Source organism: Acinetobacter pullicarnis, assembly GCF_006352475.1.
GTDB classification, from domain to species: Bacteria; Pseudomonadota; Gammaproteobacteria; order Pseudomonadales; family Moraxellaceae; genus Acinetobacter; species Acinetobacter pullicarnis.
This window is the reverse complement of sequence record NZ_VCMZ01000001.1, coordinates 1,093,479-1,107,261: the sequence shown is the minus strand read 5'-3', so window position 1 is coordinate 1,107,261 and position 13,783 is coordinate 1,093,479. Positions and strand designations below refer to the sequence as shown.

14 protein-coding genes are annotated in these 13,783 nt (G+C 42.2%); 8 read left to right on the top strand and 6 right to left on the bottom strand.

Translation table 11 applies throughout. The features are described 5' to 3' along the window. The first annotated feature begins 8 nt into the window (after positions 1-8). From FD716_RS04690 to FD716_RS04655, 8 genes are all read left to right on the top strand, one after another. Positions 9-1,274 (top strand): MFS transporter, encoded by a 1,266-nt coding sequence (locus FD716_RS04690; RefSeq protein ID WP_139851197.1) that lies wholly within the window; start codon positions 9-11, stop codon positions 1,272-1,274. Next, on the top strand, positions 1,274-1,597 hold the full coding sequence (locus tag FD716_RS04685) for an EthD domain-containing protein (protein ID WP_228714906.1): 324 nt from the start codon (positions 1,274-1,276) through the stop codon (positions 1,595-1,597). Before FD716_RS04690 ends, FD716_RS04685 begins: the two co-directional genes overlap by 1 nt. 44 nt (positions 1,598-1,641) lie before the next feature. Then, on the top strand, positions 1,642-1,920 hold the full coding sequence (gene catC / locus FD716_RS04680) for a muconolactone Delta-isomerase (RefSeq protein WP_139851196.1): 279 nt from the start codon (positions 1,642-1,644) through the stop codon (positions 1,918-1,920). A 36-nt stretch (positions 1,921-1,956) separates the two neighbouring features. Further along, positions 1,957-3,207, top strand: a complete 1,251-nt coding sequence (locus tag FD716_RS04675; protein WP_139851195.1) for an acetyl-CoA hydrolase/transferase family protein — start codon at positions 1,957-1,959, stop codon at positions 3,205-3,207. 24 nt (positions 3,208-3,231) lie between these two features. Beyond that, positions 3,232-4,425 (top strand): acetyl-CoA C-acetyltransferase, encoded by a 1,194-nt coding sequence (locus tag FD716_RS04670; protein ID WP_139851194.1) that lies wholly within the window; start codon positions 3,232-3,234, stop codon positions 4,423-4,425. 83 nt (positions 4,426-4,508) lie between these two features. After that, positions 4,509-5,411: an MBL fold metallo-hydrolase gene (locus FD716_RS04665; RefSeq protein WP_139851193.1), complete on the top strand. Its 903-nt coding sequence runs from the start codon at positions 4,509-4,511 to the stop codon at positions 5,409-5,411. Positions 5,412-5,458: 47 nt separating this feature from the next. Next, complete coding sequence (locus FD716_RS04660; protein WP_139851192.1) at positions 5,459-6,802, top strand: OprD family outer membrane porin; 1,344 nt, start codon at positions 5,459-5,461, stop codon at positions 6,800-6,802. A gap of 88 nt (positions 6,803-6,890) precedes the next feature. After that, the gene (locus tag FD716_RS04655; protein WP_228714905.1) at positions 6,891-7,232 is read left to right on the top strand and encodes a YciI family protein; all 342 of its coding nucleotides are present in this window, start codon (positions 6,891-6,893) and stop codon (positions 7,230-7,232) included. Positions 7,233-7,368: 136 nt separating this feature from the next. On the opposite strand, the gene FD716_RS04650 is transcribed toward FD716_RS04655, so the two are convergent. From FD716_RS04650 to FD716_RS04625, 6 genes are all read right to left on the bottom strand, one after another. Further along, positions 7,369-8,019: a glutathione S-transferase gene (locus FD716_RS04650; protein ID WP_139851191.1), complete on the bottom strand. Its 651-nt coding sequence runs from the start codon at positions 8,017-8,019 to the stop codon at positions 7,369-7,371. A 219-nt stretch (positions 8,020-8,238) separates the two neighbouring features. Next, positions 8,239-8,994 (bottom strand): class II aldolase/adducin family protein, encoded by a 756-nt coding sequence (locus tag FD716_RS04645; protein WP_267285310.1) that lies wholly within the window; start codon positions 8,992-8,994, stop codon positions 8,239-8,241. Between the two features lie 37 nt (positions 8,995-9,031). Then, positions 9,032-10,033, bottom strand: coding sequence for a ketopantoate reductase family protein (locus FD716_RS04640; RefSeq protein ID WP_228714904.1), 1,002 nt, complete (start codon positions 10,031-10,033; stop codon positions 9,032-9,034). A gap of 24 nt (positions 10,034-10,057) precedes the next feature. Then, entirely contained in the window at positions 10,058-10,855 is a 798-nt protein-coding gene (locus tag FD716_RS04635; protein ID WP_139851189.1) for an ABC transporter ATP-binding protein, read from the bottom strand. Then, positions 10,852-12,654 (bottom strand): branched-chain amino acid ABC transporter ATP-binding protein/permease, encoded by a 1,803-nt coding sequence (locus FD716_RS04630; RefSeq protein ID WP_139851188.1) that lies wholly within the window; start codon positions 12,652-12,654, stop codon positions 10,852-10,854. The genes FD716_RS04635 and FD716_RS04630 overlap by 4 nt, the downstream gene beginning before the upstream one ends. Then, entirely contained in the window at positions 12,651-13,688 is a 1,038-nt protein-coding gene (locus FD716_RS04625; RefSeq protein WP_139851187.1) for a branched-chain amino acid ABC transporter permease, read from the bottom strand. Before FD716_RS04625 ends, FD716_RS04630 begins: the two co-directional genes overlap by 4 nt. Positions 13,689-13,783 lie beyond the last annotated feature (95 nt).

The following is a 13,783-nucleotide window of genomic DNA, read 5'->3' as shown; positions in this document are numbered from 1 at the left end:
AGATGTAAATGACAATGTTAAATTGGTATAAGGAATCGGATTCCAACCAGAAAAAAACCTTTTGGGCATGTTATGCAGGTTGGGCTTTAGACTCCTATGACATGCAGATTTTCAGTTTTTTGCTGCCAGTAATTATGGCGACTTGGGCATTAACCCAAACACAAGTCGGATTTATTGGCACAGTTGCACTGGTGGTCACGGCGATCGGTGGATGGATAGCCGGGATTTTAGCGGATCGCTATGGCCGAGTAAAAATCCTAATGTTTACCATTTTATGGTTCACCTTTTTTGGGGTAGTCGCCGGCTTTGCACAAAACTATGAACAGCTTTTGGTTGCACGAACTTTACAAGGCTTAGGTTTTGGTGGTGAGTGGGCTGTTGGCGCAGCATTAATGGCTGAAGCTGTTTCTGCCAAGCATAAAAATAAAGCGGTTGGCTTTGTTCAATCTGGTATGGCACTCGGTTGGGCAGGCTCTGTGATCGTTGCAACTGTCCTAATTAGCCTACTCCCACCAGAATGGTCTTGGCGCGTGGTACTTTGGACAGGGGTGCTGCCTGCATTAATCGTGATTTATATTCGACGTAATGTAAAAGAATCGGTTGAATTTGTTGAAAAAATCAAGAAAAATCATAACTTAATTGAAAAAGCTTCGATTCGTTCAGTCTTTAAAAAGGAGCATCTACGCTCGACTATTTTCTCAAGTCTATTGGTGGTGGGCTTACAAGCTGCCTGCTACGCCATCTTGATCTGGATTCCAACCTTAATGAATGAGCGTGGACTCAGTTCCAGCTCTAAAATTGTCACCATTTTGATTATGTCCATGGGTGCTTTTGCAGGTTTTATGTTCACCGCTTATCTTGCAGATAAAGTGGGTCGTAAACAAACCCTCATCGGCATGTCGATTCTCAGTTGGATCGTGACAGTGGTGTATATGCTCATCGCAATGAATCAATATATTACCTTAGCATTGGGTTTCTTTGTCGGCTTCTCCTCTATTGGAATGTTCGCAGCACTGGGGCCATTTCTCAGTGATTTATTTCCAACGCATGTCCGCACCACCTGTATGGGCTTTGCCTATAACGTTGGAAAATCATTGGGCGCGCTGTCCGTGGTTGGTGTTGGCTATCTCTCAACCTCTATCGGTTTAGCCACATCAATCGGTTTATTTTGCTTGGTGGCCTATGCTTTAGCCACTCTTGCAATTCTTTTAATTAAAGTACGTCCACACGCACAAGTCTCAGTGATGACGTACGAGCAAACACAGGAAGTTTAATGATGATTCGTATTGTTTATCTCTTGGTTAAACCAACACAGATGCAGAAAGAACAATTTGACCAAGAATGCCTACGCCATTTTGAAATGTCAGTTGGCATTCCAGGACTGCACAAATATGAAGTTCGCTTAATTGAATCTGAGCCAACGGATTTACATGTGCCCTACTTTGAAGTCAATGGTGTCGATGCGATTGCTGAATGTTGGTTTGAAAACGAAGAACAGCTACAACGCTATATGGACTCTGATATTCGTAAAGACTGGTTTGAACACGGTAAAAGCTTTATTGGCAAACTTAAGCCATTTATTACCAAAGCGATTTAACTTTTTATCTCCCTTCTCCCATCTCATTTAAAGGACGAACAAGCATGCTATTTTGCGTAGAAATGACCGTAAAAATTCCACTCGACAGCGATCCCGTCAAAATGGATGAAATTAAACGGGCGGAAAAAGCCCGTGCCATTGAATTACAGCAATCTGGAAAATGGCCACATTTATGGCGTGTAACAGGTCAATATTCCAACATCAGTATCTTTGATGTGGAAAGTAATAATGAATTACATGAGCTACTCATGAGTTTGCCTTTATTTCCTTATATGCAAATGAAAGTCACTGCGCTGTCTACTCACCCCTCTTCAATTCGCTAAAAGCGTTCAGGCGACTTTAGATCAAGGATGGTCACCATGGAAAAAATAAATGATATTTCTCAACTCGATTTATCTAACTATGTTCAACATGGTGATCTAGTCGTGTGGGGGCAAGCGCAAGCAGAGCCAACCCCCCTTACACAGAATTTGATGCAAAACCGTAAGAAAATTGGCAAGTTTAAAGTCTTTTTAGGCATTAGTACCTTCCCGACCTGTACCCCTGAATCTGCAGCAGAGATTGAATATATCAGCTACTGCGGTGCGGGCTACAACCGTTGTTTGGCACAGCAGCAACTGTTACATATTTTGCCGAGCCATTATTCACAATTGCCACAGCTCATCGCACAGCAACAACTGAAAATAGATGTGGTATTGATTCAAGTCTCTGCACCCAATCAATATGGACAATATAGTTATAGCCTTGCCCAAGACTATTTAAAATCGGCGATTCAACATGCCCGTATCGTGATTGCCGAAGTAAATCAGCAAGCACCCTGGGTCTATTCAGATCATTATTTAACAGATGCTGATTTTGATGTGATGTTCTATAGCAATCGCACAATTTTAGCCTCTGATCCCCCAACCGATTCAGAAGTTAGCCGAAAAATTGCTCAACAGGTTGCCATGCATATCCAAGATGGCGCCACGTTACAACTCGGAATTGGTGCGCTGCCTGAAGCCATTTTACAAGCCTTACAACAGCATCGACAGCTTGGAATTCACTCTGGCATCATTGGGGATGGCGTCGCCCAGCTCATGCAAACGGGGGTGATCACCAATGAGAAGAAATCAATTGATCGTGCAAAAACCATTACGGGTTTAATTGCAGGCTCGACAGAATTACACCAATTTATTCATCAAAATCCGGCTATTGAATTACGTGCCACCCAATATACCCACCACCCAACAGTACTGGCAGCTTTGCCACAATTTACCGCTATTAATTCAGCCATTGAGATTGATTTAACTGGTCAAGTAAATGCAGAAATTGCCAACCATACTTATGTGGGTGCGGTGGGTGGTGCTCTCGACTTTATTCGCGCAGCCAATCAATCCTCTGGCGGCGTCTCAATTATTGCACTTCCTGCCGCAGGTAAAGGTTTTAGTCGCATTGTCAACAAACTGCAAGGCCCTGCCTCTACTCCCCGCAGTGATGTTGGTCTAATTGTCACCGAGTATGGGGTTGCCGATTTACGAGGGTTAACTCTCGCCCAACGAGTTGAAAAAATGTTGAGCATTGCTCATCCCGATTATCAAAGCATGCTGGCCCAACAAGCACAGTATTGATCACCGCTATAAAAGGAATTAGATATGCACGATGCTTATATTGTCAGCCCACTACGTACCCCTATCGGCAAGTTTGGTGGTGCCCTTGCCTCACTGAGTGCCTCAGATCTTGCGGTAAAAGTAATACAGGCTGTACTTGAAAAAACCCAGCTTGATGCACATACACTCGATGAAGTGATCATTGCCCAATCCTATGCATCCAGTGAAGCGCCCTGCATTGGTCGTTATGCCGCTTTAGCAGCAGGATTACCGATCGAAGTGCCCGGTTATAGTCTGGATCGTCGTTGTGGTTCAGGCTTACAAGCACTGATTAATGCTGCGATGACCATTCAATCTGGCAATGCCGAAGCGATTATGGTGGTTGGCGTCGAAAGCATGAGTAATATCGAATATTACTCAACCAATATGCGTTGGGGCAATCGTGCAGGCAATGTCACTTTTTTTGATCGCCTTGCCCGTGGCCGTGAGCGCTCTCAGCCAGTTGAGCGCTTTGGTGTTATTTCGGGTATGCCTGAAACCGCAGACAATTTGGCACGCGACTACGACATTCAACGTGAAGCATGTGATGCCTTCGCAGTACAAAGCCACCAAAAAGCCCAGCAGGCATGGGACAGTGGCAAGTTTGATGCGGAAGTTATTCCAGTCGAGGTGACCACTAAAAAGGAAACTAAAATCATCGATAGAGATGAGGGAATTCGTGCCCAGAGTACACGAGAAGACTTGGCTAAACTCAAGACAATTTTACCGAATGGTGTCACCACTGCTGGTAACTCAAGCCAACAAAATGATGCGGCAGCAGGTTGCCTGATCGTAAGTCGTACCTATTTAGAAAAGCATAATCTACAACCAATCGCCAAATTGGTCGGTTGGAGTTCGGCAGGTTGTGATCCGAGTCGAATGGGGATCGGTCCAGTACCCGCGGTGCAGAAACTACTGAAAAAACTAGAAATGAAAATTCAAGATATCGATCTGATTGAAATCAATGAAGCCTTTGCAGCACAAGCCTTATCGGTAATGAAAGCGCTGGATATTCAAAGCACTGATAATCTCAATGTGAATGGCTCTGGCATTTCTTTAGGTCATCCCATTGGTGCCACGGGTTTGCGAATCATGACCACTCTTGTGCATGAAATGCAGCGCCGCAATGCACGTTATGGACTAGAAACCATGTGTATTGGTGGTGGCCAAGGTTTAGCAGCACTGTTTGAACGGGTTTGATCCTGCAAAAAGCTCGAATATAAAGACCACTTATCTCAATACCTCAAATATGAAAAACTGAACAGCGTTTATGGAGTCAAAAAATGATTGAATCTAGAATGATTGGTGAAATAAAAGTTACCCGTATTCACGAATATGCGGGACCAACCCATGATCCGGCATTTTTATTTCCAACGGCAGCACAAAGTCTACTCGAACAGCACAAAGACCTGTTGGCACCGCACCATTGGATTCCTCAGATGAATAAACTGATCGTGAGTATTCAGTTTTGGGTCGTACATGCAGGAACCAATATTATTGTGATTGATACTGGCGTCGGCAATTTTAAAGAACGCCCTGATATTCCCCGCATGCATCAGTTAAATAACCTGATTGTAGAGTGGATGATTGCTGCTGGTGCGCCACCTGAAAAAGTAACCCATGTGGTGATTACTCATTTACATTCAGATCATGTCGGCTGGAATACGGTTTGGAAAGATAATCGCTGGACGCCCACCTTTCCAAATGCAAAATACTACCTTCCCAAAGAAGATTTTGATTTCTGCCATGCAGGCAAAAATAAAGAAGCTGGCGTGATTGATGTCTTTGGTGACTCCTTCTTTGACAGTGTCATGCCTGTATATAACGAAGGTTTAGTCGAGTTTATTCAACCCTTTGCTGAAATTGCAGACTGTCTAGTGGTTGAGCCTGCACCGGGGCATAGTCCGGGGCAAGTCACTTTCCGCATTTCCTCACAAGGTGAAGAGGCGATTTTCTGTGGTGATGTATTCCATAGCCCCTTGCAAATTGTGCAACCTGAAATCAACTCCGGTTACTGTATCTGGCCAGAGATCGCCCGCAAGTCTCGCCTTGAATGTCTAGAACGTGCGGTAGAACGCGAAGCACTGCTCCTACCTGTCCATTTTGGCGATCCCTATTGTGGCTATATTCGTAAACAAGAAAATGGCTATACCTTTGAACCATCAGACCGTTGGAATCGAGTTTAAGCAACGTATCTAATTGATTAGATCGTATTTTTAAAAAGGATTTTAAAATGAAGCAATCAGTAAATTTACCTTTACTGGTTATGGGGACTTTTTGTCTTTGCATAACCAGTATTCCGACCGCTCAGGCTGAATTTATTCAAGATGCAAAATTGAATATTTTAGCCAAAAACTATTATTTCAATCGTAATTTTCGTAAAGGTGAATATAATGCTGCTGGATTAAATGCCCATTTAATCCCTGCCGATCGCAAAGGCTATCGTGAAGAATGGGCACAAGGTTTTATTGTGAATTTAGATTCAGGCTGGACAGAAACACCGGTCCAATTTGCGATCAATAGCTATGCCTTGGTTGCCTTAAAACTAGACAGTGATGGTTATCGTACAGAGACCAACAATTTAGAAGTCGACTCAAATGGTCGCCCTAAATCAGCAACCAGTGAGTTTGGTGCTGCGCTGCGTGCTAAATATAAAAAGACCGAAGCGGTACTCGGTAATCAATTTCCAAACAACCCGATTATTGGAACCAATTATTCACGCTTGCTTCCTTCTACCGCTACAGGCTTATCAATTAAAGACAGTAGCTTTGACAAATTAAACCTACATTTGGGCTATTTCACCCAAATGAGTCCAGTCGATTCAACGCGACGATTAAACTATTTTAATACGGACTATAACAATGGGATTAAGGCAGATGCAGTCTCTTATATTGGCGCAAGCTATAAGCAAGATCAGTTAGAAAGTTCAATCTATCTGTCTGAGTTAGAAGATGTCTGGATGCAATATTATTTAGCAGCCAAATATAAGTTTCAAATGAACTCAAAATCCGATTTCACTTTACAGACCAATAACTATTTAAACCGAGATACAGGACGTGCCAAAGGTGGAAAAATCAGTACGGGTGTGGCCTCTGTTATGGGAAGCTATAAACGTGCTCATCATAATTTTAGCCTTGCCTATCAACAAGTCCTCGGTGATGAGCCTATGGACTGGATTGGTTTTGGGAACAATGGGGGGATTGCCAGCATCCCCAATAGCGTTCAGTTTTCAACTTTTACCGAAGCCAATGAAAAATCTGTTCAAGCCAAATATGAGATCGACTTTGCCCCCTACGGCTTAGATGGGCTGTCCTTTATGACACGTTATCTCTACGGTTGGGATATCGACAATAGTCAGAGCCACAATACCTTTTATACCAAACGCTATCTTTATGACCCCAATATCGACAATAAACATTGGGAGCGGGATGTTGAACTACGCTACAAAGTAAAATCAGGCTTTGCAAAAGATCTTGACCTGCGTCTACGTCAAGCAACTCACCGCTCTAGCAAGGGCTATCGCTATGGCAATATTGATGAAATCCGCCTGATTTTAGAATATCCCTTCTCTTTTTAAATCTGTTCAGCAGTCAAACTACGTCGTAAATGCATTCTGCTTCTTGCGAAAACCGATTTCTCTTGATTTAAGTCGCAAAAGAAGCGTAATGCAGCTTGCAATTGTTAATTACAACCTCAAAGTGAACAATGCCATGCCATATATTATTGAGACCTGGGATAAGTTAGATCATCAGCAACAAAGACAGCAACGCCGAGCAGCGCATTTAAAATATCTGGATCACAACATGGATTTACTCTTGGCTTGCGGTGCCAAACTCGATGATGACGGCCAAGATCTTGGTGGTGGGATTTATATTATCAACACAGAAGATAAGCAGATTGCCACAGCATTTATTCAACAAGACCCATTTTATCTTGGCGGGCTATTTGAAAAAGTAGCAATTACTCGTTGGAGAAAAGCCTATTTTAATGGTGAATATTGTTTATAGGTTAGAACTGTCATTCGAAACCATATAAGCGCTTAAATCCTATCACTCACTTAAAAACCTTATACTTGACTAAAACAATGCACATCACTTAATCAATCTTAAATGGCGTGCATAGCATCTAATTTTAAAACCAACACTACGCTGTCAATTGCTTTTCTTTTTGTTCAGCCTGTTGAAATGCAGGGCGTTGTGAAATTCGCTTAATATATGCCGTGATATTGGGATATTGACCTGCTGCCCTAGCTTGCATGGCAATTAAGGGAAAACTCATTTGAATATCTGCAAAAGAAAAATCACCTGCAAAATAATCATGCGTCGCCAGATAATCTTCGATAAACGTAATATGATCTTTTAAACGCGGTTGTATAAAACCCGCTTTAACACCGCCAGTAATCTTTTTCGCGATCGGTTTAATAAGTAATGGCACATGTTTAGACACATTATCCATCACCAGCGTCATTACCAATAATGGCATAAGCGAGCCTTCAGCATAATGCATCCAGTAGCGATATTGCTGCTGATCTGCTTTATCTTGTGGTTTAAATTGCTGCTTTAGATCATAGCTTTCTTGTAAGTATTCTAGAATTACAGCTGATTCTGCAATGCTTTGATCGTTATCGACCAATACTGGCGCTTTGGCCAAGGGATGAATTTTTTTTAATTCGGGTGGTGCCGCAAATGTTGCTAAACGCTTATAAAACTGAATTTGATAATCAAGACCAAGTTCTTCTAAAGCCCAGATAATACGAAAGGAACGGGATTGCTCTAAATGATGCAAGGTAATCATATTTATAATCTCTATTATCGTATTGGGTTGCTCTCAAATATAACAATACAGTTCGATAAATAATATCCTATCGCTTAAATAAACATGCACCACAAACATATGAGGATGAGAAAAATATTCCTCATCCTCAAATGGAATTACTCAGTAATTTGCTGAAGTACCACGACTCAACGATATGATGCAATGCAGCAATACGATTCAGCGATATTGATGTAAATACTATGCAGCACGTTTCTCATGCATTTTACGCACCATGGCATCGAAGAACTTCACGGCAAAACCACTATCACGAATTAGCATGGCGGTTAAATCGGCACATTTCTGTTTAATATGATCTTCGAGGAGATAATCTTCACCGCCCAAGGCACCAGATTGGCATTGAATTTCAGCCGCGCGTTGTACGGTCCACAATAGAAAAAATGCTTTTTCAATGCTATTTTCACCGACTGCAATGCCGTGATTACGCAATACCAAAATATGCTTATCACCTAAGTGATCAATCATGCGCTGCTTTTCATCTTTAAATAGAGTAATCCCCTCAAATGGATGAAAAGCCACACGACCATAAAGCTGTGCACCATAGAAACTGTTATGGGAAAAAGCATTTTTCTTTTGTACCACCGCACTAATCGGTGTGGTATGGGTATGAATCAGGCAGCGAATATCATCACGTGCACCATGCACGGCACTATGCAAAGCAAAACCCGCAGGGTTGGCCTCATATTCTGAGGCTTCAACCTTATTCCCCTCTAAATCGACTTTAAGTAAATTTTCAGGGGTAACTTCTGTGTAGTTTAAACCAAATGGATTGACCAAATAATAATGCTCATCTCCCGGTAAACGTGCAGAGATATGATTAAATATGGTTTCCGTCCAACCAAAATAATCCACCAGATGATAACAATCAGCTAATTTTTTACGGATTTCCCACTCTTCATTTGAAATATTGTTTTTCATATTCTCTTCCTTATCTATAATCTGTATCGCTCAAACCGTACCAATGCTCTAAAACTTATTCGGCTTTTAAACTTTGTTCACTCATAAATCGAGTCAAACCAATAATTTTCGCTGTGACTGGCATCTCAATATTCAAGTCATTGGCCAGTTCTAAAACAGCATCGGCAATACTGGAAAGTTCCAATGGTCTTTTCTGTTTAAAGTCATGCCACATCGAGGTATAAATATCCCCCATCTCCGCGCCTAATTGCATGAACTGCACCGGATCAAACTGAATTCGCGCACCATAACTACAAGCAACCAACCGGATTTCTTGTAACATCGCATGTGTGGTTGGCTTAAGCTGAGGGTCCGAATAAATCTGTCTAAGCGTCGCACCGGTTAAAACAGATAAGGGATTTGAACTTAAATTCGCCAGTACTTTGGTCCAAATTTGATCTCGAATCTGTGGATGCGAACGGACTTCCATTGCTGTTTCTTTTAACAGTGCAATCAGATTTTCAAGTCGCGGACTCATGCTATGGTTCGGTTCACCAAAAATTAATAAATGCGGTGTATTGCTTTTTACCCGACCATATTCAATTAATTCTGCCGTGATAAAAACCACCGCACCAATCAACTGTTTAAATGGAAAGTGATCTTTTAAAAATCCATCTGGATCTAAACTATTCACTGGCTTGATTGCTGCAATATCATCATTGGCGTAGAAATACCAAAATGGAATTCCATTCACCATTGGAATCACCACACTATCATCGTGGATTAATCCCTGAATGCCCATGGTCACGCTTTTAATCGCATCCGCCTTGGTGCAAATAAAAATAAAATCTTGCGCGACTAAATCACTGACCGATTCAACCAACTGAAAAGGCTTGACCTGATACTCCCCAGTTAAATCAGATAAATGAATGCCCTGTTGTTTTAATACCGCTAGATTCTTACCACGCGCCACCACGGTGACTTGGTTAAATCCAGCATGGATTAACCTTGCAGCAAGCGTACAACCAATTGCACCTGCACCATAAATTAAAATTTTAGCCGTTTTATCCACTTCCACCGTCTCCCCCTTAAATAAGGTTAATTAAATTGATAAAACATCTTGATGCTTCGTATTTATGCCGAGATAACTTTCAATAATGCGCGGGTCTTCAGATAAACTTGCCCCAGTGCCTTGCATTGAAAGCTCCCCCATTTCTAAAACATAGGCATAGTCCGCCATTTTTAAGGCGGCTCTGGCATTTTGTTCGACCAACAGAATCGAAACCCCTGCGGTCCGAAGTTGATCAATAATTTTGAAAATTTCACGGGTAATTAATGGCGCCAATCCCAAACTTGGCTCATCCAACATTAATAATTTTGGCTTTGCCATCAGCGCTCGACCAACGGCTAACATTTGTCGTTCTCCACCAGACAAGGTGCCTGATTCTTGGCGTCGACGCTCTTTTAAGCGTGGGAAAATTTGATAAACCTCATCCAAGGTTTGTTTATATTGACGGTCGCCACGTCGATAACGCTGAAAAGCACCAAGTAATAAGTTGTCTTCAATCGACATCGAACCAAACAATTCACGTTTCTCTGGCACCAAGCCCAGCCCTTTACCCACCATATATTCCACTTGTGGGCTTTGCTGAACTTCACCATTAAAATCAACATTTCCCTGAGAACTTAGCACCCCCATGATGGCGGACAATAAGGTGGTTTTACCCGCCCCATTTGGCCCGACCACAGAGACAATCTGTCCTTCATTCACCCGCATATTAAAGTTGATTAAGGCTTCAACTTTGCCATAGGCAACGCTGAGGTTTTGCACCTCTAATAAGGCTTTACCTTGATTGTTCTGTTGATGGCTAGGTTGATTGCTATCTTGAATCTGGCTCATGCGACACCTCCCAAATATGCTTCAAGCACCGCTGGATTTTTTTGAATCTCCTCAGGTAATCCTTCCGCGATTTTCTCACCGAACTCCATGACCACGACGTGATCGACCAAGTTCATAACAAAATCCATATCGTGCTCAACCAATAAAATTGCCATGCCTTCCGCTTTTAATTTCAGCAGCAGTACCGCCAAAGCTTGTTTTTCCTTGAGTCGCAAACCTGCAGCTGGCTCATCTAAAAGTAATAAGCATGGATCTGAGCACAGTGCTCTGGCAATTTCCAAAATCCGTTGTTGTCCTAGCGCCAAACTGCCAGCTTCGCTATATAAATAGTCACCTAAACCAACTCGCTCAAGTTGATATTTGGCTTCATTGAGCAACACATTTTCTTCTGCACGATCAAGATGTAACAACGATGCAAACACCCCTTTTAAGCCCCTTAAATGTGCTCCAATGGCTACATTTTCGAGTACGCTCATCTCGGGTAAAATTTTGACATGCTGAAACGTTCGACTCAGCCCTTTGCTGGCGATTAAGCGTGACAATTGGCCATTAATTTTTTCACCTTTAAAAATCACTTCACCACTGGTCGGGGTATCCACACCTGAAAGTTGGTTAAACATGGTGCTTTTGCCTGCGCCATTGGGACCAATTAAAGCTAAAATTTCGCCTGCATGAACTTGCAGACTCATTTTGTTATTTGCGACCAAGCCACCAAATTTTTTGGTCACCTCTTTTGCGGCCAATACCACTTCACCTTTTGATGGCATGGCATGCACAGCTAACTTTTCAGTTGTGTCCGTAATTTGAATATGACGATCTTTGGGTTTTAAGTTTTTAGGCATGATTTTCATCAGCATTGGCCATAAACCTGTAGGAGCTTTTTGCATCAATGCCACGATCAGTAAACCAAATACAATCGTTTCATATTGTCCTTGGCTGCCAAAAATAATCGGTAAATAATCTTGTAGCCATTGGCGCATCATGGTGAAAATGCCCGAGCCGAGTATTGCGCCCCAAACACTGCCCACACCGCCAAGTAATGCCATAAAGAGATAATCAATCCCCATTTGCAGACTAAATGGCGTCGGATTAATAAAGGTTTGATTATGGGCGTACAACCAACCTGAAATCGAAGCAAAAACAGATGCAATAATAAATACTGCCATTTTCGATCTAAAGGTATTTACCCCCATCGATTCAGCCATGACTTGCCCACCTTTTAAGGCACGAATGGCGCGACCTTCTCTGGAGTTCAACAAGTTTTTAGTCAGTACAATGGCGATTAAAACGATGAACCATATGAGGTAATACATTTTATTACCGGTATCAAGACCGTATCCAAATATCGAAATACTCGGAATATTGGCGATCCCGGAATGCCCGCCTAAACTCTCTAAAGTCGAGAAGAAATAATATAGTGAGATTCCCCAAGCAATGGTTCCCAGCGGTAAATAATGCCCAGACAGTTTTAGGGTTAAACCACCGACAATGAATGCCGACACGACGGTAATCACAATACCTACCAATAAGGCAATCCAAGCAGAGCCATCGATGAGGGTCAAATAACTTGGCAGTTGATCCGTCGCGGTTAAATAAGCCGTGGTATAAGCGCCAATCCCCACCAATGCGGCTTGACCAAAACTGGTCATGCCACCGACACCGGTTAATAGAATCAGCCCTAAAACCACCAAGGCATTTAAACCAATATAGTTAAATAAAGTGACTTGGTATTCTGGTAAGAACATCGGGCAAATAAAAACAATCACGGCGAAAATAAAGAAATAATGGATGCTTTTCATTCGCTTTCATCCTCCGTTTGGCGGGTGGTCAGTGATTTCCACAACAGGAATGGAATGATTAATGTGAATACAATAATTTCTTTATAATCACTGGCCCAAAACATGGAGAAGGCCTCAACCAACCCCACCACAACCGAACCGAGTGCAGCCACAGGAAAACTCACTAAGCCGCCAATAATTGCACCGACAAAACCTTTTAAACTAATTAAAAAACCAGAGTCATAATATAAAGTAGTGATTGGTGCGATTAAAATACCGGACAATGCACCCACAAATGCAGCAAAGGCAAAGGTGATTTTCCCTGCAAAAACAGGCGAAATACCCATTAATCTGGCACCAACGCGATTAATCGCAGTGGCTCTTAATGCCTTGCCATATAGGGTCTTACTAAAGAAATATGAAAATGAAATCATCAACACAACAAATGCAAATAAAATCCAGAGCGTTTGGCTGTTAATACTCAACACCCCCACTTCAAAAAACTTATCAGTAAATGCCGTGGTTTGCGCACCATTTGGCCCGAAAATCAGCAACGCTGTACCCACCAATGAAACGTGTACCGCAATCGAAACGATTAATAAAACTAAAGAGGGTGCAGCAACAAGGGGTTGGAAAAACGTTCTATAAATTTGTGGACCCAATGGCGTAATAATCGCGAGTGTCAAAATAATTTTACTGAACAGTGACAAGTCTGAAAGTGGTAAGAAATAAACCGCAGCAACCATCAATAAGGCATAGAGCAGCATCGCCAAATGTTTTTTCCCATTCAAGCCGTGGCGTGTTTTTATTTGCTGATAAACATCCAGAAAAAAGTTAAATATCACCAGCCCCAATAGCAGCCAAACGATCTTGGTCGGTTGCCCTTCTTCAATCGCAGCCATGGTTAAAGCGCCATAAACTGTAAACTCACCAATTGGAATCAGTAAAATCCGTGTGACGGTAAAAACCAATAAAATACAAAGCGCTAATAACGCATAGATTGCACCACTGGTAATACCGTCTTGACCTAGGATTAAAGCAGTAGCCAAATCCATAGAACCCACCTCCTGTCTTTGAAGACAAAAATCCCTTAGATGCGATGCTTTCGCATCGCATGCACATTGAGTTATTTAGCGTTCTACACTAAAAG